Source organism: Longilinea arvoryzae, assembly GCF_001050235.1.
In the GTDB taxonomy this organism is placed as follows: Bacteria; Chloroflexota; Anaerolineae; order Anaerolineales; family Anaerolineaceae; genus Longilinea; species Longilinea arvoryzae.
In genome coordinates, this window is the sequence record NZ_DF967972.1 from 1564944 (window position 1) to 1587980 (window position 23037).

The following is a 23037-nucleotide window of genomic DNA, read 5'->3' on the forward strand; positions in this document are numbered from 1 at the left end:
CCGTGGGCGCCGCAGCGGGCGGGTCCGTGGGCGCGGCCGTAGGGGCGGCACAGCCTGCCATCAACGTTGAGATCATCAAGATGACCGCCAGCGCCAAAAAAATACGTGATCGCTTCATAGACATTAGCTCCTCCGGATTTTCGTATCAATGGAAAGGTTGATTGGTTGGATGGGTTCGGGGGTGATGAATTGCCTTGCTCCTGCCTCCTTTTGGGTCTGCTTTTTATGCGTTCAGGATTTTGCAACCGTGGAATCACGAATAATGAGTCGGGGGGGCACCAATAGCTGTGCAGAAAACTCTGCATCGTCCGTCAGTTTGGCAAGCAGCGTTTCGGCCGCCTTGCAGCCCAATTCGGTCGCGCCGGCGAAGACGGCGCTGCAGGATGGCGTCAAATACGGATAAAGCGGGCTGTCGGCATAACCGATCACGGCCAGGTCCTGCGGGATCCGCAGCCCCAGGGCGTTTGCGGCCTTATACACGCCCATCACCGCCAGGTCCGAGACGGCAAAAATGGCCGAGGGACGGTCCGGTTGAGAAAGCACCTCCGAAATTGCCCGGTCGATCTCTTCCGGATCTTCGGAAAATTCGGCGCAATAACGTTCTTCGTATACCAGGCCGTGGGAGCGGATGGAATTCTCAAAACCCTGGACCAGGCGGCGGGTAATGTTGGCCTCGCCGCCTTCGCCAAACAGGCCGATGCGGGTGCGCCCGAGGCCCTTCAGATGGCTCACGGCGGTATCGATGACCGCTTCCACATCGGCGTCGACCAGGCTGAGGTCCTCGTCGTGTTCGCAGCGGCCGATCAGGACAAAGGGTATTTTGCTCTGGCGCAGCAGCTCGATGCGCGGATCCTCCCGCTCGATGTGCATCAGGATCACGCCATCCATCTGGTGGCTGCGAATGGCGGCTTCGACTTCGAGGGAAGCGCCCGGGCTGTGCAGGGTGGGGTGGATGTACAGGCGGTAGTCGGTGGATTCCAGCGCCTGGCCGATGCCCTGAATCAGATTGTAGAGGGAGGCCTGATGGGCGTAGATGGAAATCGGGGCGATCAACGTGATGGTCAGCGTGCGCCCGCGCGCCAGCGCCTGGGCGGACGCCTTGGGCTGATAATTGAGCTCCTCGATCGCGCGGCGGACGCGTTCGGCAGTGGCCTTGCTGACGCGATTGCTGTTGTTGAGCACGTAGGAAACCGTGGCGATGGAGGTGCCGGCAGCTTTGGCAACATCGTAAATTGAAATCATGGGGATCCTTGTTAAGCGCTTAAATTCAGCCGATAAAAAGAAAAGCAAGTTGAACTTGCTTAAGCGCTTAAAGTATAGCAACTGGCAACCCAAATTACAAGTACCCCGGGCGGGTAATTTGAATTTTCTCCAAACCTGTAAGTCGAAGATACCGGATCTGCCTGCCGGCCCGGGCCGTGGATTTATTGGCCGCTGGCGCCCGATTCGCGAATCGTCCGTTTGAATGGAGAAACCGGCGCCGTTCGCTTCGTATAGATATCCATCTGCGCGAACAGGCTGGCCTGGGACATGGCCTGCTGAACGGCAGGGATCGTTTCAAGGGATTCCGCGATGCGCTTTTTCAAGGCCGGTTCATCTTCCCGGGTGACATAGACGCTCAGGTGGAGGATATCGCGCCCGGGTTCATGCGAAACACTGGCATCGTAGTCATAGACGCTATCCACAGAAAAGAGCGCCTCATCCAGATCCGCAATGGTCAGGCTTTCAACGGGACCCACCGCAACCCTGCCTGTTTTGCGCGCCCGAATCCATTCCAGGTTTTTGAGGCTTGTACCGCACGGGCAGGCGCCGGGGATGAAGCGGCTGATATCACCCGTCCGGTAGCGGATCAAGGGCATGCCTGCGCGGGTCAGGGTGGTGAACACCACCTCGCCGGTCTCGCCCTCGGCCACCGGCTGGCCGGTCTCCGGATGAACGATCTCGAAGTACAGGTCGGCTTCGCGTAGGTGATAACCGCGGTGCGCCAGGCATTCGACGCCGCCGCCCAGGCCCATCTCCGTCATGCCGTAATGATTGTAGACCTGGCAATGCCATTCCCGTTCGACCGCGCGCACAACGGCGTCCGGTACATAATCGGTTGACAGCAGCACGCTCTTGAGCCGGAATTCCGGGCTGTGACGGGCAAGCCCCAGCACCTGGACGGGGATGCCGACCAGACTGTCCACCTTCTCCGCGCGCATCACCCCCAAAGTTTGCGCGATGTCACGCACGATGCCGTGCCGGATGGGTTCAGCGCCCAGGCGCTGCAAGCCCGTGGCCAGCAGGTCGCCCACGCTGCCGGCGCGTTCGCACGGCAGGAGGATCAGGACCCGATCCCCCGGCGCGGTGAAGGTGGCCATGCCGTTGTGAAAGAAATCCGTGGTCAGTTCCTGATCTTCTTCTGTAAAGTAGATCCGTTTGGGTTGGCCGGTGGTACCGGTGGTATCCAGGGTGACCACGCGTTGAATCTTATCCTGAGACACACACAGGAATTGCAACCCAAAATCGCGGATATCCTGAGCCGCGGTGAACGGAAATTGCGCCAGGTCTCCCAGGCTGGATAGCGGTTCGGGTGCACGGCTCAGATGCTTACGGTAAAACGGGCTCTGGCTCCGCGCCAGGCAGAGCGTCTCCCGCAACTGTTCGAGCTGGTATTCCTCAATGGCCTGGCGGGTCAACCTGCCCGGATGGCCGATCTTGTGAATGATCCAGGAATCGAGGGGGGTGATAGGGATTTCCATATTCCTTCTACCGTTAATCCGGGTTATCCGGCCGGTTGACGCTCATGCCCCCATTTTAGCGCGATCGCGCACGATCGTGATGCGCTGCAGGCCGGCCAACTGGCGCTGGGCGGCGCCCTGGCCGACGCAATTCATCAACGCCCCGGGATCGGTTACGATCGAACCGGCCAACACATCCACACCGTGATCGAACAGCACCGGGCTGAGGGGTGTGGTGGGCCCGATCATGACCACCAGCGCCTGGCGCGGGAACAGCGGCGCCAATGCATCGAATGTGCCGTTCAGGAGGGTCGTGGCGGTAATCCCTATGATATCCGCCCGGGGGAGCAGCTCGGGCGCGGCTTCAGCGGGCTCGTCTCCGGGCCGCGGCTCCAGTTCGAAAACCCAGACCTGGCGGGCAACTTTTCGAAGGGCGTCCGTAAAAGGGAAATGCCCGATGGTGGCAACGGTTTTGTCTCGGCCGCGCGCGAGGATGAAATCGCGGGCGTTGATCTCGACGCCGCCTTCCGGGGGAACGGTAATCAACGAATTCAGGGTGGCCAGACCGATACTGACTTCCAGTGCGTTTTTCGAATGCAGAAACGGTAATACCCGGTCGGCGGTCAGCTCGTGCAGATGTCCCATCCAATCGAACTTTTCCGCATCGCAGCACGCGGCATCGTTCAGGGTGGCCGCCAGGCCCATCCCATGACTTTGAACGGCTGAATAATACAATCCAACCCTGACATCCGTTATTCGAACGCAGGCGGTTTGGGAATCGATCGCGGAAATCAGATCATTCAGGATTGGAATTGGAAACCTCAGCATTACGCGCTAAATTATGACGAATTGTATCTGTACAATTATACATCCGTCGGTATTATAATAAGTGGGTTTTGCTTCGCGCGAACTCATCCCTGCCTTCATACAACGATGCCACAATGACAACCCGGTTGCATCCACAAGAGATGCATTTCAACCGTCTCCGACAGCGATTTATTTTGAGGATGGCGCCTTGAGGCTTCCGAGGAAAATTAAACAGAAAGCAAACGGAGATCCTGCTTTTCTGCCATGCTATTGGTAAATCAAAAATAAGGACCGTTGCTGATGATCATTCCCGATGAGTCAGATCCGAGTTGGATGAAAGCGATTTCCGGCGAGGAGACTCCAAAATATGAGCTTTTGGCGACCAAGATCATTTTGGGGCGGCTTACTTTGATTTATGAAATGGACCCGACTCCCGAAACAGCGCAAAGATGTGTTGCGGAGTTGAGGGCCTTCTTCATGTGGAATAAGGACCTTCCAAAAGCTCAGGCAGATTTACAGAAAATCTTCGGTAAGGTGGTGATTCGGTGAAACGAGTTCTGTTCGAGAAAAAAGACGTAATCCAGATGATTACTGCCGGGAAAAAACTTTTACTGGCCGGTGATGAGAAATCCCTGCGTGACCTTCCGAGCGGGTGCTGGATTGCCGGGACGATTCCTTATTTTATGGGTGAGCAGGGCGGTGTATTTACGCAAGATCAGATCTATGTCACCGAATTCCCCGATTATGTGCTCAAAGCCGAGGTGAAAGTATACGATGAGACCCATATCCAGCAGGTTTATACGGATGCGCCTCGCCATGGTTTTAGCGTCATCATTATTCCGGCATCCAGCCCCACCCATTTCACCTTCGCGCTGAATGCCCCCAGTTTCCCAAATTTCGCCACCCGACCTTTGATCGGTTGGGTTGCCGGCGTGGCCGTGGATGATGATGTTTCCAGCCCGAAAGTTTTCGATGGAACGCGGCAGCTGGCTCTGGATAACGGCGCGGTGGTTTTCCACGTCGAATTGCCGGCCAACAAACTCGCCGAGATCGATATCGTCAATATCTTTGAACAGGGTGAAGTCGATTCCATCGTCTTTCCGGAGGACGGTTTCAGCGCGACCACCGCGTTGATCAACGGCCAGTCGAAGAACATCGCCGATTATGTGGTCGAAAATGCCATCGATACACGGCTGCCCCTGGTGACCAATCTTTCCGGGGCGATGATCAATACCAGTTTCAAGAGCATGGATTTTGCCAAGCGCCAGATCACCTTTTACGCGCCGGTGTTTGCCGGTTACCGCTATAAGATCGCCAAACCCGTGGATGATTACCTGGACCAGCTCAAGAAAAAAGCGCCCGCGGGTCTCAGCGAGAATGTGTTTGTGGCCTGTAATTGCATCTTGAACTATCTGTACGCGAATCTGGAAGGCCGAAAGATTGGGAATTTCACCGGCCCGATCACCTTTGGCGAAATTGCTTACCAGCTCTTGAATCAAACCTTGGTTTATCTGACCATCGAAGATGTATGATCTCCTGTCGTTAGATTCAGACTTAATCAGGCAATGAAAATCGTGGAACGGCAAAAATCAACCGCAAAGAGAGCAGGAAATCCGACCGTCTGTCCGGTGGACCAGTCCTATTTTCTCTGCGACCCGGTTTCCTGTTCCACTCAAAAACACGCCATTGAAATCGAGACCCTGCTGAGCATCCAGCAGGCGATCACGAGCCACCTGGATCTAAGCGGCGTCCTGCAAATGATTGCCGATGAGGCCCGCCGGCTGACCTCGGCCAAGCTCAGTTTTCTGTACGTGCTCGAAGAGGATGACCTGTGCCTGTCGGCTGTGTCCGGGTCGGATTCCACGGATGCCTTGATCGGTTATCGCGTCCCGGTTGCGCAGTCGGTGGCCGGGCAATCCATCCAGACCAGCCAGCCGATCATGCTCACCGATATCCATGAGGATGACGCGCGCATCTATCGCGAAGCCATCGAGCCCTTTGGAAACGTCGGCTGCTACCTGACCGTACCGCTGATCTACGAAAACCGGTCCATTGGCGTGATTGCCGTGGCGGACGCATGCAATGCGGTATTAAGCAGCGACAGCCTGCGCGTCTTGAGTATGCTGGCGCCGTGCGCAGTCATTGGGATCGAAAACGCGCGGCTATATCAGGAACAGCAGGAACGCCGACTCGAGGCGGAAGGGCGCCACCAGATGGCCGAGAGCCTGCGGGTGATGTTGGCCATTCTGAATTCGAACCGTTCCTTGGGCGAAATCCTGGATTATATCGTCACGCATGTCAGCGGCCGTCTGTTGGGATGCCAGGGCACGGCGATATTTACGTATTCCGCCAAAGATCAAACGCTTGGCATTCAAGCGGCCAACGGCCTGTCGACGAACCTGGTCGATGCCCAATATTTACCGGGTTACGGCGCCGCCCGCCAGGCGGTCGAAACCGGCCGGCCTGTGAGCGTGACCAACGCAAAAAAAGAGATCGCGAGCGATGAGTCTTACCTGGATACGACCGCCGCCGAATGGGCGATGGTCAGCCAGTTGATGATCAATTTCCAATCCTGGTTGGCGGTACCGCTCATCGTCAAAGGCGAGCTCTACGGGACGATCCTGTTGTATTTCAGCGAGCCGCGGATCTTCTCGACGGAAGAAATCAATCTGGCGTTGATGTTCAGCGACCAGGTGGCTCTGGCCATTGAGAATGCGCGCCTCCGCATGCAGGCGGAAGAAGCTGCGGTCATCGCCGAACGCAACCGTCTGGCGCGTGAATTGCATGACGCGGTCAGCCAGACGTTGTTTTCAGCCAATTTGATTGCTGAGGTGTTGCCGCGCCTGTGGGAGAGGGACCAGACCGAGGCGCGAGCCCGCCTGGTGGAGCTGCGCCAGTTGACGCGCGGCGCGTTTGCCGAAATGCGCACCTTACTTTTCGAATTGCGCCCGGCCGTTTTCAAGGAAGCCAAACTCGGCGATTTGCTCAAACATCTGACCCAGGGAATTTCCATCCAATCCCAGATCCCGATTGCCCTGAATGTCGAGGGCGAGCAGTCCCTGTCGCCTGAAGTGAAAATCGCTTTGTACCGTATCACTCAGGAAGCCCTGAATAATATCGTCAAGCATGCCGATCCAACCCAGGCTTCTGTCAACTTGCGTTGCCAGCCCGATAAAATGGCCCTATCGATCTGTGATAATGGCTGTGGATTTAATCCCGCCGCGGTTTCATCGGATCATTTCGGCCTGAGTATTATGCAAGAGCGGGCGGCGTCCATAAACGCGAATCTAAACCTGAAAAGCAAGCCGGATTGCGGCACCCAGATCGAAGTGGTTTGGTTGGCGCCTGGCCAGAAGGAGTAATCATGACAATCGGTGATCCCATTCGAGTGATGATTGTTGACGATCACGCCGTGGTTCGCAGCGGCTTGAAGGCTTTTATCAAAGCTTACGAGGATCTCGATTTGGCTGGCTTCGCGCGCAACGGGGAAGAAGCGGTGCGGCTGTGTGGCGATCTGCGGCCGGATGTCATCTTGATGGATTTACTCATGCCTGGCATGGATGGAGCCGCCGCAACCAAACTCATCCGGAAGAATTATCCGCAAACCCAGGTCATCGTTTTGACCAGCTTCAAAGAAGAAACCATGATCCAGAAAGCCATTCAGGCCGGAGCGATTGGTTACCTTCTCAAAGATGTCCAATCCGACGAGATTGCCGAAGCCATTCGTTTGGCGCACGCCGGGCACTCGATCCTATCCCCCGAAGCAACCCAGGCGCTGATGAACATTGCCTCCCAGGCGGGGCCGCTTGGATTTGACCTGAGCGATCGAGAACGCGAGGTGCTGGCCTTGTTGGTGAAGGGATTCAATAATACCGAGATCGCCGCGCACCTGGTCGTCAGCCTCTCGACCGTCAAACACCATGTCAGCCACATCCTCTCGAAACTCGAAGCCAGCAACCGCGCCGAGGCAGTCGCATTGGCCGTTCAAAACCACCTGGTAAATTAAATTCCGAACCGTCAGACCGAAATTCGGACTAGACCGGGCGGTACAGAGCATGCCCGGCCTGGTCGGTCAGGTTATAGGCGCAAAAGGGCACCAGACCCGAATCCCGGCTGGCCTGCATGATATAGCAGTCGCGCAGCCGTTCCAGGTCCAGATTCCAGGCATCCTGAAAAGCCATGCCGGAGATGGTGAAAGAATGGGTCTGGATGCGGTCGAGAAAATCATCCCAGCCTCCCAGGCTGCGGCTTTGCCCGTTGGAGAGTTCCAGTTTCGGCGCTGACCAGTTCCTGGCCGTGACAAGGCGGGATTTCCGCGAACCTTCATCCGCGCGTTCGGGGGGCGTGCAGCAGCACGGATCGGGATGGTGGCGGGTGAGCGCTTTGAGCTCGCCATCCGGCATGATCACAAAGTTGCCGTGGAATGAGCAGAGCGCATTTTCAGCCCCGGAGGGTTTAAAACTTTCGCGCCGGATGCGCCCGCCGGACTGCGCTTCGATGGCTCGAATGACCTCGGGAATGGTGATGCGATCTTCATCTCTTGGCGCCTGAGGATAACGGCCAAAGTAACTGACGGGTTGGAAGTGCACCCCGCGCACGGTGGGGGCATGTTCGATGGCCAGGCGCAGGATCTCCCCAAGATTGTCGAAGTTGATCCCGGGCACCAGCGTGGGGACCAACACCACGCCCAGGCCTTCTTCGGCGCAGCGTTCGATGGTCTGGATTTTGAGTTCCAACAGTTTGCCGCCGCGCATTTTCTGGAAAATTTCATCCGTGGTACCGTCGAACTGCAGATAGACCGTGGAAAGTCCGGCCTGTTTGAGCCGGCCCAGGTAAGCCGGATCTCTTGCCAGGCGCAGGCCGTTGGTGTTGATCTGAAAAAAGGGGAAGCCCATCGATTTTCCGAGGGCAATGATCTCGGGCAGGTCATCCCGCAGACTGGGTTCGCCGCCGGAAAGCTGAACATTGAATGGCCCGCCGGCGTCCAGCAGGCGCTGGTACCAGGTCCGAATCGTTTCCAGGGATGGATCGCCGGATGCAGCGTGCTTTCCCGCGCTGGCGAAACAAAAGGAACAGGCCAGGTCGCAACGCAGGGTCACATCGAAGAGCACGCAGCACGGCTGCTGGCGGTGGTCCGGGCACAGCCCGCAGTCGAACGGGCAGCCTCGTTCCACACGGTTCATCGGATTTTGCGGGGAGACGGGAATTTTCGGCCTGACCCAGGTAGAGAAAGCCGGCGATCCGCGCCAGAGGATGGTTCGAAAGGATCCATGCTGCGGGCACTCTTTTTCGAGGTAGATGTTCTCACCCCGCATGACCCGCCTGGCAGGCAGGCGCGAAAGACAAACCGGGCAAACGCTTTCGGTGGTGGAAAGGATCTCTCCATCCACCGGAGATGGGGCGCAGCATGTTGTTCCGTCTGGATCGGAGTGGGGCTCGCTGCAACAGCCAGCGGATGATGTGAGTGGCTGGGGAAGATCGCTCATCAATCCATCCCGGAAAGATCAAAACCGTTATCGACCAGCAGGTCTTTTACCTTCTGGTAGGTTGCAGCCACGATCTCAGGGCAGTGGGCGATCGACTTCGTGCCCTGATTGTTGACAATATCGTCGCAATGGATGGCGCCGTTGCCCTGACCGTATTCCTGTTTGAACCATTTCACCAGGTCCGCGATCATAAAATACAGGCGTGGATCATCCTCGTCTTCCGGCGTGCCTTTCCCGGCGTACATTCCCAACAGGCACGCCCCGGCTGACAGCGATCCACACACGTCTCCGGTGTAGCCCAACCCACCGGCCAGTCCCTGGATCGCCCGGATCAGGTCGGGATTATCCTTGCCCTGCAGTTCAAGGCCCATTTTTAACAGGATTTGGCTGCAGACGAAACCCTGGCCCTTCAATTCCTTCATGTAATCGAGATCATCCATTAAGAACTCCTCGGATTGGATTGCTGCGCCGATTCTTCGAGAGCGCTACGATCGATTTCTCCAGATTCGCTGAGATTAACCTTCAGCACTTTCGTGAAACACACAAGAAGTATCCCGGTTTGACTCTGGCGACGGCTAAGGCCAGGTCGAGGGGATCCATTCCACGTTCCGGAGCGCCAATGAACAGGCTGGATACGGACGGGTTGACCAGGGATTTAACCGCCTCGGAGTGATCCTCCCAGATCACCTGAGCAAATCCGCGCTTCGCCAGCCGGTTCAGCAGTTCCTCCCGGATAAATGACCTGGCAAGGCAGCTCGAGGGAAGGACCGCCTGTAACGCCGGCAGCGCGGATGGATTGCGGGCGTAGAGGTCGGTGAGGATCAGAACGCCGTCCGACCGGAGTAAACGGTGGAATTCATCCAGAACCCGATCGGTCTGCTCGAATACCGACAGGCTGCACTCTGTCACGATGACGTCCAACCCGCCAGCCGCCAGGGGAATGAAGTCGGCAGCCGCCTGAAAAAGAGGCAGGGTTGGGGCTCGTCGGTGGCCGGCGTGCACCAACCCCGCAGAGAGGTCCACGCCCCAGGCCGTGTAACCCAGCTCACGCAGGTATTGCACCGTCAAGCCGGCGCCGCAGCCGACGTCCAGGACCCTGGCATGGGTGGGGAAGGTGCAGAGGGACAAAGCATGCCGCGTCAGACCCAGCCCGCCAGGATGCAGAGTCTCGCCTAATGTTTGCTGGCCGTAAGCCTGTTCGTAAACGCAGGCGCCGGCCCCGCTCCCGCTCGAATTTTCGCTCGTTGATTTTTCCAAAGCGCCTGATCCGTTATTTATCTTCCAGGGCCTTTTCGACTTCGACCATCCGGCCTAAGGCCAGGTCTTCGGGCACCAGCACCATGCCGCAGTTAGGGCAGCGCATCAAGTTTACCGGGTAGGAATTCCCCAGGTAAGATACCATGACCTGACCGGGTTCCAGGGGCAGGTCGCAATTGGCACATTTCCATTGCGTGGGAGCTGCGTGATCTTCTGTCTGGCTCATGGTTTCACATCCTCACCGAGTTCCATGCGGTGGCTGTAGGCATTGTGGATCCTAAAGGCGTCGCCTTTGCGGGAATATTCCACCCAATAGGTCACCCGGGTGGGTTTGTAATGCGCCAGCAGACGTCCGGTGGCCGGATTCAGGAATTTCTGGCCTGTTTTTTCGGCGTATTCGATCACTCTCTGGAGATCTTCGACCAGGATAAGCCGGTCTTCAAGGACCTTCTGGACATCTTCCGGAATAATCAGTTGAATGGATTCATAACTTGCCTGGTCGGGCATGGTTTCACCCCATATTTCTTTGAGCATTTTCCATTTGAGTCTGGCTCGATTTTCATGCCGTTGAGAGTAACCCGGCCCCTGACGCGTCGCCCGCGCCTGCGGATCTTTCTCGAAGAGCAGGTCGAGCAAATGGAGGGTGGGTTTTCCCCGGGCGGCGAAGAAATCACGGCACATCGCGCAGTAGGTCAGGTAATCCGCATCGCTTTCGGCGATCCGGCGTTCGACCACTTTTTGGGCCAGTTCGCGGTTGGCCAGCCACATGTCGCCGCCGTAACTGCAGCAGGATGTTTTTTCCCGGTTGAGGGGCAGTTCTTCGATGCGGTAGCCGGCCCGGTCGACCAGGCGGCGCACGCTTTCATGAATCTGGGATTCATGCCGGGTCGAGCACGGGTCGTGGATGGAGACGACCCCCTTCTTTGTCTGTACGGCATCTTCCGGCAGACCGTATTGATCGAACAATTCCCACAGGGAGACGATCTCGACGTCGGGCAGGTTGTTTTTGAAAACCTGGTAGCAGCTCGAGCAGGCGAGGACGACCTTTGGGCGGCCCATTTGGGCGTGCAGCGCCGAAAAATCCGCCAGAGCCTCCTGAAAAAGGTCCTTGCGTCCGGACCAGTCCGCCATTGTTCCGCAGCAGCGCAGCATCAACCCGACCGAAGGAAGCCGGTCCCTCAGGTAGGCGTAAATCTTTTCGACCTGTTCGGGGGCCGAAGCGCTCAACTGGCAGCCGGGGAAGAAAAGATACGAGCTGGTTGAAGTTCCCGGCTGGTTGCGAGCCATGGCAAACTGGTCGCTGTTGCTGAACTGCATGTCGCGCAGGGCGAAGTCGTGCGCGGAAGGGGGCATATGTCCCTGCTCGACCATGGTCTGGCGGGCCTGCTTGCAGAGCGCGCCCATATCCAGGTTGGTCGGGCAGACTTCAGCACATTGGCCGCACAGGGCGCAGGAATTGATCAGCGTATTGGCCAGACGAGTGCCCATCACAATCGAAAGATTATTGTAGATCTTGCGGGCGTATTTCCTGGGATATGCGCCATAAGAGGAAAGGTATTGGCAAACTTTGACACATTCAAGGCATTCGCACTTAAGGCAGCGTTTGGCTTCGGCAATGGCTTCGGCGCTGGTAAAACTGGCGCCAGCCCTGGGGGTGACGGGCAGAGCCGGAACGCCCTCCGTGTTGGTATACAGGCAACTCTCGAATGCGCCTTCGTTGATTCGCGAGGCGGTCAGCGAGACGCGCTGCGCGAAGCGATCGATCGAAATCGCCGCGATCCGGCCGTCTGACATAGTCGTGATAGATGAAATCGAATTCTCCGGCTGATCGATATCGCTTCCGGCAAAGACCCCGGGTTGGGCAGTGGCGCGTGTGACCGGGTCGATGGTCCCCAATCCGGAATCATTCAAACCCAACGCATATCGCGCCGGCGAATTGGACCCAATTGCCAGGTAAACCGCATCGAAATCCCGCTGCAATTGCCCGAGGGTGACATTCCCCGCGCTGACATTGCCGCTGACCGGGGTGTTCAGGCGCACTTCGACGCCCATTTTCAGGATGACGTCGAAATCCGATTCGATGATAGACCTGGGAAGGCGGCTTTCCGGGATGGAACGCAATCTTCCGCCCAGGACGCTGTTCGCTTCAAAGACGGTGACGGCATATCGTTTTTTGGCCAGATCGTAAGCCGCGGTCAGGCCGCTCAGACCCCCACCCACAACGGCGATGCGTTGCTTGCGGCGGCTGTGAGGATTGGCGATCTCAAGGCTGGTTTTTCCAAAATCGACACAGGCTCGTTCCAGATCCACGATCGCGATGGCCTGATCCCGCTTGCAGACGGGCCGGCAGGGTTGATCGCAGATGCGACAGATAATACCGGGAAATGGGAGGGTTTTATTAAGAATCTGGTAAGCGCTGCCAAAGTTGCCCTGGCTGATTTCGGCGCACATCGCGCGGACATCCACGTGCATTGGACAGGCGGCCGCACAGGTGGGAATGCATTCTTGAATGCATTTTGATTCCAGGGCATGTAACTCATTTTGATCCATAGGGGGTTCCTGATTTACATGATTTTTACGGATGACAAACAACCCTAACCAGGCACTATACGTTTCAGTCTATTCATTAGTATAGAAAATTCAATCCCCGAATCAACGGTCAGTCGGAGCGTTGGCCGATGGGTCAACTGACCCTCCTGGAATCGACTACTTGAGCCATTCAGAAAGTATCCGGATGCACGTTTTAGCCGCATGGCTTTTATCCTATGATTTGCATTGCCGTACTGTGATCCAGTGCGCCTATCCTGGGTTTTCAAATCCAAATTTTGGCTGTTCCCCTCAATCACCCAATCTGCAACAAAAATATTTAAGGAGGTAAGGATGCTGAAAAAAACATTTGTAATCAATGGCGTTTCCCAGACTGTTGAAATAGAACAAGAGACGTCATTGGCAGATGTTCTGCGTCAGAAGCTTCTGCTGACCGGAACAAAGGTCTCCTGCAAAGAAGGCCATTGTGGTGCCTGCTCCGTTATTTTGGACGGCAAGCTGACCCTGTCCTGCGTGACGCGGGCGAAGCGCGTCCCGGATGGCGCCAAGATTACAACCATTGAGGGAATCGGCACTCCGGATAAGCTGCACCCGATTCAGGCTGCCTTCAAGTTCCATGGCGCGGCGCAGTGCGGTTTCTGCACCCCCGGCATGGTTCTGTCTGCCAAAGCGCTGTTGGATCAGAACCCCGATCCCACTCGCCAGGAAGTTCGCGACTGGCTGACCAAGCACCACAATGCCTGCCGCTGCACGGGTTACAAGCCGATCGTGGACGCGATCATGGATGCCGCCAAGGTGATGCGCGGCGAGATGAGCCAATCCGAGTTGGAATACAAGGCACCCGCAGACGGACGCGTCTGGGGCAGCAAGTATCCACGCCCTTCCGCGGACGCGAAGGTGACCGGCACCTGGCAATTCGGTCAGGATCAGATTCTCCACCTGCCTGCCAATACGCTGCACCTGGCGCTGACTCAGGCGAAGGTTGCACACGCCAATATCCTCTCCATCGACACCTCCGCTGCCGAAAAAATGCCCGGCGTTTTCAAGGTCATCACGCACAAGGATGTCAAGGGCAAGAATCGCATTACGGGTTTGATCACCTTCGCCACCAACAAGGGTGATGGTTGGGACCGCCCGATCCTGTGCGATGAAAAAGTCTTCCAGATCGGCGATGCCATCGCGATCGTCGCCGCGGATACCGAAGAACACGCTCGCGCGGCCGCCGAAAAGGTCAAGGTGGAGCTGGAAGTGCTCCCGGCCTACATGAATGCGCCGGATGCAATGGCTGACGATGCGATCGAAATTCATCCCGGAACTCCGAATATCTATTTCGAGCAGCCGATTGCCAAGGGTGAGGACACCAAGGCGATTATGGACAAGGCGCCGTACGTCGTGGAAGACGATTATTACATTCAGCGCCAGCCGCACCTTTCCATTGAAACCGACACGGGCTTTGCCTACATCGACAAGGAAGGCCGCCTGACCCTGTGCTCGAAGAGTATCGGTCTGTACCTCCACCTGCTGATGATCGCTCCTGGCATCGGCCTTCCGCCCGAGAAGATCCGTATGATCCAGAACCCGACGGGCGGCACCTTCGGTTACAAGTTCTCCCCGACCATGGAAGCCCTGCTGGGCGTCGCCTGCCTGGCCACCGGTGGTCGCCCGGTTGCGTTGACCTATGATTACCAGCAGTTCATGCAGTACACCGGAAAGCGCTCTCCGTTCTTCACGCACTTGAAGATGGCTGCCGACGCGAAAGGCAAAATCGTGGCCATGGAAAGCGACTGGACCTGCGACCACGGTCCTTACTCCGAGTTCGGCGATCTGCTGACCCTGCGCGGAGCTCAATTTATCGGTGCGGGTTACAACATCCCCAACATCCGCGGTATCGGTCGCACGGTCTGCACCAACCACGTCTGGGGCGCCGCCTTCCGCGGATATGGTTCTCCGGAAAGCTTCATCTCTTCCGAAAGCCTGGTGGACGATCTGGCTGCCAAGATCGGCATGGATCCGCTGGAATTCCGCTATCAGAACGTCTACCGCAAAGGTGATACGACCCCGACCGGACAGGATCCGGATGCCTATTCCCTGCCCGAGATGATCGACAAGCTGCGCCCGCGCTACAAGGCTGCCCTCGAAAAGGCCAAGCGCGAGTCGACCCCTGAAAAGAAGAAGGGCGTGGGCGTCTCGATCGGTATCTATGGTTCCGGTCTGGATGGCGTGGATGGCTCCGAAATCGAGATCGAACTGACCAGGACGGGCGTCACCCTCTTCGTCAACTGGCACGATCACGGTCAGGGTGCAGATATGGGCGCCCTCGGTACGGCTCACGAAGGTCTGCGTCCGCTGGGCATCAAGCCTGAAAAAATCAAGCTGGTCATGAACGATACGGCCGTGAACCTGAATGGCGGTCCCGCGGGTGGCAGCCGCAGCCAGGTCATGCTGGGTAATGCCATCAAGAACGGCTGCGAGGTCTTGCTGGCCGCACTGAAGAAGAAAGACGGCAAATTCCGCACCTATGATGAGATGGTGGCTGAAGGCCTGCCCCTGAAGTATAAGGGCGCCTGGTCATCATCCATGTGCACCAACTGCGATCCCCAGACGGCCCAGGGTAAACCTTTCGCCGTTTATATGTACGGTGTCTTCATGGCCGAAGTCGAAGTGGATACCAAGACTGGCAAGACCAAGGTAGATGCTTTGACCTGCGTTGCGGATATCGGCAAGATCAACAACAGACTTCTGGTCGATGGCCAGATCTACGGCGGCCTTGCCCAGGGTGTCGGTTTGGCGCTGAGCGAAGATTTCGAAGATTACGCTATTCATTCGAATATGCTCGGCGCAGGTATTCCTTACGCCAATGATATTCCCGACAAAATCGACATCCTGTATGTCGAAACGCCGCGCGAGTACGGTCCCTTCGGCGCTGCCGGTGTCGGTGAAATGCCTCTGACCTCGCCGCACGTTGCGATTGTCAACGCGATCAAGAACGCCACCGGCGTGCACTGCACGAACCTGCCCGCTCGTCCTCCGAAAGTGTTGGCCGGACTCAAGGCGCAGGAAAAGGCTGCAACCGTCGTCAAGCCGATTGCATAATTCATTCGATTACTCGCACCGTAAAGGAACTTATTATGGCAAAAATGGTAATGGTTCACCCAGATCGTTGTGTGGGCTGCAAGAGCTGCGTGGCAGCCTGCGCGTTTGCCCATGAGGGCAGCCAACGCCCCGAGGCGTCTCGCATCCACATCTACAGCTTCCAGTACGAAGGTGTCAATGTGCCCATGATGTGCCAGCACTGCAGCGACGCTGCCTGCGTTGCCGTGTGCCCGACCGGAGCCATGCACCGCAACCCCGAAACCGCTTTGATCGAGTGGGATGACTCACGCTGCATTCGCTGCCGCATGTGCACGATGGCCTGCCCCTTCGGCAACACGGTTTACGATGCATTGACCGACAGCATCCTGAAGTGCGACGTCTGCCAGGGCGATCCGGCCTGCGTCAAGGTCTGCCCTTCGGATGCTCTGGAATATGTAGAGGATACCGTTTCGACCACCTCCCGACAGAAGAGTTTCGCTTCAAGATTGAAAGACGTTATCCAGGATTATCCCGCGTAATCCTTTCTGCCTGTGCTAAGCCAGTCGGGCTCCAGATCCTACCCGACTGGCTTAGACTTTTGAGGAGGAGATTGTGAACCCAATCGTCGGATTGCCTTTGGCAGCGCTCGGCTTCGGTATCCTATTACAGATCCTGCTGAATCGGGCTGCCTCGCCAAAATTGAAGGGCTGGCTGGCTTTTCTATGTGGCGCAATCGCCCTGGCCGGCACACTGGCAATGCTCCCATCGGTGATGCAGGGAACTGCCATCGATCAGACTCTGGTCCTTTGGGATCAGAATATTCCCTTGCAATATCATGTTGACGGACTGAGCTTGATCTTCGCGCTGATGGCCACCGGTATTGGCTCGGCTATCCTGCTCTATTGCATTCACTACATGGCACATGAAACGGAAGGAACGACTCGTTTCTACGTTTTGATGCTCACCTTTATCGCCGGATTGGTCAACCTGGTCTTTTCAGCCAATCTATTATTGGTATATTTCAGTTGGGAAGTCATCGGCCTGTGCTCTTATTTTCTGGTCGGCTTTTGGTATAAAGAATCCGCCGCCGCCAATGGAGCCCGGAAAGTCTTGGTCATGACTCACATCCCCGGCTATGGATTGCTGGCCGGGATCCTCCTGCTCTACCAACGCAGCGGAACATTCGTGTGGACCGATCCGTCGGTCACGGCGGCATTTACGACGGGTATTTTTATCTTAATGTTGGTCGCCGCCATGGCAAAATCGGTCATGTTCCCGCTTCATACCTGGATTCCGGAGGCGATGAATGCCCCGACGCCGGTTTCGGCGCTGCTGCACTCGGCCTGCTATGTCAAAGCCGGCGTCTATCTGATCGCCAGGATGTACTCGATCGCGCCGTGGCCGCACGCCTGGAACATCATCGTAATGACGCTGGGATGCATCACCATTTTGATTGGCGCGATTTTTGCGCTCGCGCAGACGGATATGAAACGACTGCTGGCCTATTCGACCATCAGCCAGTTGGGATACATCATTACCGCTTTGGGACTTGGGACGAATCTGGGCGTGGCCGCCGGATTGTTTTATTGTTTGAGCCACGGTCTTTTTAAAGGTACCCTGTTCTTATGCGCGGGCGCAGTCCAGCACGCGACCGGTACACGGGATATGCGCCGCCTGGGCGGCCTGGCGACGCGTATGCCCTGGACGGCCCGCATCTGGCTGATCGCGGCTGCGGCGATTATTGGTGTACCGCTGACGAACGGTTTTGTCGCCAAATGGCTATTGCTCGACGCGGCCCTGAATGCCAACCAGATCGTCGTTGTGATTGTCGCCTGGGTGGTGAGTGTGATTACGGCCGTTTATATGCTCAAAGCAACGGTCAGTGTATTCTACGGGGATATGCCGGCCTGGCTCAAGGTGGCCGAAGTCCACGATGCTGAACCGTCCATGCTGGCGGGCATGGGAATTCTAGGCGGATTGTGCCTCCTGTTCGGCCTGGCCCCCCAGATTTTGTTCAAGAGCCTGGTCGCTCCGGCAATCCACGCGCTGGGTTTCAACTGGGAAGTATCCCTGACTTATTTGGGACTTCAGACGACCTCGGCCGGCGTGCAGGTGACCCTGGGCGCGGGCATTGCGGTGATCGCCATTCTGGCCAGCCTGCTGGCTTACAGTCTGACGCGGCCGGGCAAGACACAAAGGGCATCCGTGGGTGTATTTACCGGTGGTGATCCTCTGCCCGAAACGGCCGGCATGACCGCCGTGGATTTCACTGAACTGGCCGAGGCCAACTTTGGCCCGGTGTACAAGTTTACCGATCCCGATCGCGTTTACCTGCCGATCTGGAACGGGATCCGGACGCTGGCCGAAGGTTTCGAAAAGTTGCTTCATCCGATCAGTGAGAACTATCCCCTGCTGGCGACTCTCGTGTTGGCGGTGCTGGTCTTCATCACGGTCTGGCTCAGTTAAGGTACAGATGAGGTAATGATGCATTCAATCTTTATGGAAACGGCTACTTTAGCGGCCGGCGCATCCTGGGACTGGGTATTTTGCGGCGCTTTCGTGATCCTGATGATCGGGATTGCCCTGTACGCAATGGTTGTTCCGCAGGGAGGCCGGCGCTGGTGGGGATTGACTGTCCTGCTGGGCGCGCTGGTCGTCGCCGGCATGGCCGTGGGTGAAGGAACGATCCGGATCGTACTGCTGGACGCAGCTGCGTTTGCCGCGGTTGCCCTGGTCTGGACCCAGGATTCGGCGAAGGCCAGGGCGGCTGCTCGAACCTATCTGGCCTTCATGGTCCTGGCTGTGGTTTTTCTCGGCGCGGGCGTATACCTGGTCGAAAACGGTGCGGTTCCTGCGTACCCGCTGGACAAGCTGGCGGTGGGCTTGTTGATCGTCGGCTTTGGCGTAAAACTGGCGCTGGTCCCATTTTATTTCTGGCTGCCCAACCTGGCTGAATATTCCAAACCGATGACGACGGCTTTGGTCGTTTCGGTGGTCGATATCGCCGCCTTTACCGAACTGGCTCACCTGCGCGAGAGTGCGCCGTGGGTTTTTACCGGTTATGCCACCCTGTGGCTGGCTTTAGCGTTACTCTCGATGTTCGGCGGAGCGCTGGCGGCCCTGGCCCAGAAGAATATCAAGCGCATGCTGGCCTTCTCGACCATCGATGACATGGGGTATCTGATGTTGGGTGTACTGGTCGGCCCTGGGGTTGGTCTGAGCGGCGCCATTCTGGCGGCTTTGAGCCACGCCTTCTTCAAGGTGATTCTCTTCGGAGCGGTGGGCATCGCTGAAAGTCAGAGCGGTCACGACCTGACCCTGGACGACCGCGGGATGGCCACCCACTATCCGGTCAGTTCCGCCCTGTTTATCGCCGGCGCGCTGGGCATGATCGGCGTGCCGCCCCTGTTTGGTTTTATCGGCCGCTGGCGCCTTTACCTGGCTGGTGTTGAATCCGGCGGTGTCGTCCTGGTGCTGACCATGGCCTTTGCGACCGCGTTGGCGCTGCTCTACTACGTCCGCGCCATTCACCGGGTCTGGTTTGGTAAGGCTGAAGCCGGGCTCGAGTGGGGCCAGGAACCCCGGTTGGCCGCCGGTGTATTGGTTGCCCTGGTCATCCTGATGTTGGTCCTGGGTCTGTTCCCGGGCTGGCTGACGGGATGGATCGGTTGAAACAAAGGGGTACGCATATGAATCCATACGAGAAACTGATGCAAATTGCGCGGGGCAAATCACCCTGGGTCTATTGCGTGAATACCGGCGCCTGCAACGGTTGCGATATCGAAGTCGCGGCCGGCCTGACCCCGCGTTTCGACGCCGAACAACTGGGTGTGGTGCGCCAGGGCAGCCCCAAACACGCCGATATTCTGATCATCTCCGGCCCGGTGACACTGCGCACGCGGGATGCTTTGCTCGACATCTACAATCAGATGCCCAACCCAAAGGCGGTCGTCGCGGTCGGATCCTGCCCGGCATCGGGCAACATCTTCGCCGGCAGCCCAACGGTCTACGGCGCGGTGGACCAGTTCATTCCGGTGGATGTCTACGTGGCAGGCTGCCCACCCCGCCCGCAGGCCATCCTTCAGGGGATTGCCGAGGCCGCGGAACTGCTGGCTTCTGGAAAACAGAAGAACCGCAAGGAGGTGAAGGAATGAGCACCTGGGGTTCGGATTTACTGGCTTTGATCGTTTGGCCGGGTCTGTTGGGAGGCACCCTGCTGGGCTGGTTCTATCTGTGGTTTATCCGCAAGCTGACAGCCCGTCTCCAGGGTCGTAAGGGGCCCTATTTCTTCCAGCCCTTCTACGATTTTGTCAAACTGCTGGGCAAGGAGACCATCGTACCCGCCGGAATCAACCCTGTCCTTTTCTACGGCCTGCCGATCCTCTCTGTGGGGTCCGCCTTGTTTGCACTGGCCCTGGTGCCGGTGCCGAGTAATTCGATGAGCACCTTCCCGGGTGACCTGATCGTCTTTATCTATCTGCTCGAGGTACCGGATTTGTGCGAAATGCTGGCCGGATTCGCCACCCGTTCACCGTATGGACAGGTGGGCGCATCTCGCGAAGCCATGCTGAGCATTGCGTACAATGTGCCCTTCCTGGCTGCCGTCATTGCGCTGGCCGTCCAGGCCGGAAGCTTCAGCCTGTCTGCACTGGCAACGACGCCGTTGGGCTGGGGCAGTCTGGTCGCCGCTCTGGCTTTTTTCCTGGCGCTGCCGGCCAAGTTAAAATTAAACCCATTCTCCATCCCCAACGCTGAACAGGAACTCTGTGCCGGCGCTCATACTGAATTCAACGGCCTTCCGCTCGCGCTGCTCGAACTTAGCCACACCCTCGAACTGGTGGCCCTGATCAGTCTGTTCGCGACTTTGATTGTTTCTCCCCTGCTGGGTGGACTGAGCGCCTGGGTGGCATTCCTGGCACTGAGCATCTTACTAGTCATCCTGGTGACTGTCCTGAATACAGCGACCGCCCGGATCAAGCTCAACCAGGCCTTTGCCTTCTACTGGCGCTGGGGAGCTGTGGCAGCCGTTCTGGTGCTGATTATCGCGTTTATCCGGTAATCGATGGAGGGATGATGAAAATCCTAGACGTCTTATCACAAAATCTAAGCCACGGTTCACGAACCCGGCAGCCCAATGACGTGGTTCCCTATCCGGAGGATTTCCGCGGCAAGCTTTCTCACGCGCTGGAACTCTGCACTGCCTGCGGAACCTGCGTCTACACCTGCTCTCCCGGCGCGATCAAGATCGACGATGCGGACGAGAACGTGGTGCACTGGATTTACATGGAAGATCGCTGCACTTTCTGCGGCTTTTGCGTTCAATATTGCCCGACCCACGCGCTGAGCTTCGAGAAGGAAGCCCCGGCGCCGATTACCGAACGATCGCAGCATTACATTTCACACGATATCGTGCTGCCGGCATGTAAAGTTTGCGGTCGACCGGTACGGGTGATCCCTGAATTGACCCTCAAACAACTCTATGGCAGTCCGCTGCCGGAAGAGATCGTTGAGGCGCAGGGCCTGTGTGAAAACTGTCGTCAGAAATTGATCAGCAAACGTTTCCTCAAAACGATCGTGTTTACAGGAGACCCGCATGGTAAATGATTACAAAACCCTGATCGAAAGTCTGCCAGGCGCAACGTCCCTGGCGCAACGAAGGGACGGTTGGTGGATGACGGCTCCGGATCTGGATGTGCTGGAAATGGCGCGCAAGATGAAGGAATGGAAAGCCCGTTTTAGCACGATGACCGGCGCGATGATCTCGGAAAATGAAACCGCGGTGATCTACCACTTTTGTCTCGATTGCCAGGCTTATAACCTGAAGGTGTACACCAAAGGGAACAGCCTGCCGTCCATCAGCAACATCCTTCCGGCTGCGGATTGGATCGAACGCGAGATCCAGGATCTCTACCGGGTCCAGTTCAAGGACCACCCGCATCCGGAACGCCTGATCCGTTCCCTGCAGACGGAGCCCGGCCTGTTCCGAGAACCCGGCGGCGCAGCCGGAAAGTCCAGGAGGTAAGCATGCCATACACGATTCCCATTGGGCCTTATCATCCAGCCCTGGAAGAACCCTACAAAATTAACATTACCTGCCAGGGTGAAAATGTACAGGATGTGGATATAGCCATTGGCTTTAACTTCCGGTCGATCGAGCTGCTGGCTCAACGCCGCAATTACATCCAGGATATCCCGTTGGTCGAACGGGTGTGCGGTATCTGTTCCGGCGTCCACACCATGACTTTTTGTATGGCCGCCGAAGCCATCGCCGGAATTGAACTCCCCGCGCGAGCCGGTTACATCCGGGTGATCGTGGCTGAACTGGAACGCCTGCACTCCCACCTTCTGTGGTGCGGCGTCGCGGCCGAACTGATCGGATTTCAGACGATGTTCATGGAGCTCTTTGCGCTGCGCGAGACCGTCATGGACGTGTTGGAAGCCATCTCGGGCAACCGGGTCAACTACGCCATGAACTGTATCGGCGGGGTCAACCGGGATGTGAAAGATCCGGAAAGCATCTTGAGCGCGGTCCGCAAGATCAAACAGGGCGTCGAAAAAGTTGCCATCCCCATCTTCACCACTGACGCCACCGTTAAGGCGCGCACGGCCGGGGTGGGCGTGCTGACCCGCGCAGATGCTCTGGCCTATGGAACCGTCGGCCCAACCGCCCGCGCTTCGGGGCTGGAATTGGATTTGCGCTGCGATCTGCCTTATGCGGCGTACGGCGAACTGGGCGTCAATCGGATCGTCCAGACGGACGGCGATGTGCGGGCGCGCGTCGTGGTGCGGGCTTTGGAAATGCTGGAAAGCATCCGCCTGATCGAGAAGGCTCTTCAGACCTTGCCGTCCGGCCCCATCCGCATTGCCGATCGCTTCCCGGTCATCCCCGCTGGAGAGGCAACCGCCCGGGCGGAGGCCCCGCGCGGTGAAGTCTTCTATTACATTGCCTCGGATGGCAGCGATGTGCCGCAACGAGTCAAGATCCGCACGCCAACCTATGCCAACATGCCGTCGGTGCGCGCGATGAGCAAAGGCCAGCACCTGGCGGACATGCCCCTCATCCAGGCGTCGATCGATCCCTGCTACTCCTGCACGGATCGCTGACGGGGAGGGGGCTCGGAATAAGGTTTCCACGATCAGGCGGACGG

General features: G+C 57.4%; 21 protein-coding genes. 13 read left to right on the forward strand and 8 right to left on the reverse strand.

The window, feature by feature from the left end; all coding sequences use genetic code 11:
• Positions 1–231 precede the first annotated feature (231 nt).
• From LARV_RS06970 to LARV_RS06980, 3 genes are all read right to left on the reverse strand, one after another.
• On the reverse strand, positions 232–1242 hold the full coding sequence (locus LARV_RS06970; protein ID WP_075072958.1) for a LacI family DNA-binding transcriptional regulator: 1011 nt from the start codon (positions 1240–1242) through the stop codon (positions 232–234).
• A 182-nt stretch (positions 1243–1424) separates the two neighbouring features.
• Positions 1425–2741, reverse strand: a complete 1317-nt coding sequence (locus tag LARV_RS06975; protein ID WP_075072959.1) for a DVU_1553 family AMP-dependent CoA ligase — start codon at positions 2739–2741, stop codon at positions 1425–1427.
• Between the two features lie 42 nt (positions 2742–2783).
• Positions 2784–3548, reverse strand: coding sequence for a DUF364 domain-containing protein (locus LARV_RS06980; protein WP_083522391.1), 765 nt, complete (start codon positions 3546–3548; stop codon positions 2784–2786).
• Positions 3549–3827: 279 nt separating this feature from the next.
• Between LARV_RS06980 and LARV_RS06985 the strand changes: the two genes are divergently transcribed.
• Genes LARV_RS06985 through LARV_RS07000 form a run of 4 tightly spaced genes read left to right on the forward strand, consistent with a single transcriptional unit; the run spans position 3828 to position 7533 of the window.
• Positions 3828–4076 (forward strand): hypothetical protein, encoded by a 249-nt coding sequence (locus LARV_RS06985; protein WP_075072960.1) that lies wholly within the window; start codon positions 3828–3830, stop codon positions 4074–4076.
• A complete protein-coding gene (locus tag LARV_RS06990; RefSeq protein ID WP_075072961.1) occupies positions 4073–5059 on the forward strand; it encodes a DUF6976 family protein in 987 nt (328 codons plus the stop codon). The genes LARV_RS06985 and LARV_RS06990 overlap by 4 nt, the downstream gene beginning before the upstream one ends.
• A 33-nt stretch (positions 5060–5092) precedes the next feature.
• On the forward strand, positions 5093–6889 hold the full coding sequence (locus tag LARV_RS06995) for a GAF domain-containing sensor histidine kinase (RefSeq protein ID WP_083522392.1): 1797 nt from the start codon (positions 5093–5095) through the stop codon (positions 6887–6889).
• 2 nt (positions 6890–6891) lie between these two features.
• Positions 6892–7533: a response regulator gene (locus LARV_RS07000; RefSeq protein WP_075072963.1), complete on the forward strand. Its 642-nt coding sequence runs from the start codon at positions 6892–6894 to the stop codon at positions 7531–7533.
• A 28-nt stretch (positions 7534–7561) separates the two neighbouring features.
• Here the strand turns inward: LARV_RS07000 and trsS are convergent, their stop codons facing one another.
• The 5 genes from trsS to LARV_RS07025 form a co-directional block, all read right to left on the reverse strand.
• Positions 7562–9013 carry a radical SAM (seleno)protein TrsS gene (gene trsS / locus LARV_RS07005; protein WP_083522393.1) on the reverse strand — a complete coding sequence of 484 codons (1452 nt, stop codon included), beginning with the start codon at positions 9011–9013 and terminating at the stop codon, positions 7562–7564.
• A complete protein-coding gene (locus tag LARV_RS07010) occupies positions 9013–9453 on the reverse strand; it encodes a DVU_1555 family C-GCAxxG-C-C protein (protein WP_075072965.1) in 441 nt (146 codons plus the stop codon). Before LARV_RS07010 ends, trsS begins: the two co-directional genes overlap by 1 nt.
• Positions 9454–9535: 82 nt before the next feature.
• Positions 9536–10270 (reverse strand): DVU_1556 family methyltransferase, encoded by a 735-nt coding sequence (gene trsM, locus LARV_RS07015; RefSeq protein WP_075072966.1) that lies wholly within the window; start codon positions 10268–10270, stop codon positions 9536–9538.
• A 13-nt stretch (positions 10271–10283) separates the two neighbouring features.
• Positions 10284–10496, reverse strand: a complete 213-nt coding sequence (locus LARV_RS07020; RefSeq protein ID WP_075072967.1) for a DVU_1557 family redox protein — start codon at positions 10494–10496, stop codon at positions 10284–10286.
• Entirely contained in the window at positions 10493–12820 is a 2328-nt protein-coding gene (locus LARV_RS07025; RefSeq protein WP_075072968.1) for a pyridine nucleotide-disulfide oxidoreductase/dicluster-binding protein, read from the reverse strand. Before LARV_RS07025 ends, LARV_RS07020 begins: the two co-directional genes overlap by 4 nt.
• Positions 12821–13150: 330 nt before the next feature.
• On the opposite strand from LARV_RS07025, the gene LARV_RS07030 reads away from it, so the two are divergent.
• The 9 genes from LARV_RS07030 to LARV_RS07070 all read left to right on the forward strand — a co-directional run bounded on the left by LARV_RS07030 (position 13151) and on the right by LARV_RS07070 (position 22993).
• Positions 13151–15910, forward strand: a complete 2760-nt coding sequence (locus LARV_RS07030; protein ID WP_075072969.1) for a molybdopterin-dependent aldehyde oxidoreductase — start codon at positions 13151–13153, stop codon at positions 15908–15910.
• Positions 15911–15945: 35 nt separating this feature from the next.
• Positions 15946–16428, forward strand: a complete 483-nt coding sequence (locus LARV_RS07035; protein ID WP_075072970.1) for a 4Fe-4S dicluster domain-containing protein — start codon at positions 15946–15948, stop codon at positions 16426–16428.
• Between the two features lie 73 nt (positions 16429–16501).
• The gene (locus tag LARV_RS07040) at positions 16502–18355 is read left to right on the forward strand and encodes an NADH-quinone oxidoreductase subunit 5 family protein (protein WP_201785890.1); all 1854 of its coding nucleotides are present in this window, start codon (positions 16502–16504) and stop codon (positions 18353–18355) included.
• A gap of 18 nt (positions 18356–18373) precedes the next feature.
• Positions 18374–19561 carry a proton-conducting transporter transmembrane domain-containing protein gene (locus LARV_RS07045; RefSeq protein ID WP_075072971.1) on the forward strand — a complete coding sequence of 396 codons (1188 nt, stop codon included), beginning with the start codon at positions 18374–18376 and terminating at the stop codon, positions 19559–19561.
• A 38-nt stretch (positions 19562–19599) separates the two neighbouring features.
• Positions 19600–20043, forward strand: coding sequence for an NADH-quinone oxidoreductase subunit B family protein (locus tag LARV_RS07050; protein ID WP_236709937.1), 444 nt, complete (start codon positions 19600–19602; stop codon positions 20041–20043).
• Positions 20040–20948 (forward strand): respiratory chain complex I subunit 1 family protein, encoded by a 909-nt coding sequence (locus LARV_RS07055; protein ID WP_075072973.1) that lies wholly within the window; start codon positions 20040–20042, stop codon positions 20946–20948. Before LARV_RS07050 ends, LARV_RS07055 begins: the two co-directional genes overlap by 4 nt.
• Positions 20949–20962: 14 nt before the next feature.
• On the forward strand, positions 20963–21493 hold the full coding sequence (locus LARV_RS07060; RefSeq protein ID WP_075072974.1) for a 4Fe-4S dicluster domain-containing protein: 531 nt from the start codon (positions 20963–20965) through the stop codon (positions 21491–21493).
• Entirely contained in the window at positions 21483–21911 is a 429-nt protein-coding gene (locus LARV_RS07065) for an NADH-quinone oxidoreductase subunit C (RefSeq protein WP_075072975.1), read from the forward strand. Before LARV_RS07060 ends, LARV_RS07065 begins: the two co-directional genes overlap by 11 nt.
• 2 nt (positions 21912–21913) lie before the next feature.
• Complete coding sequence (locus LARV_RS07070; RefSeq protein ID WP_075072976.1) at positions 21914–22993, forward strand: hydrogenase large subunit; 1080 nt, start codon at positions 21914–21916, stop codon at positions 22991–22993.
• Positions 22994–23037: the final 44 nt, after the last annotated feature.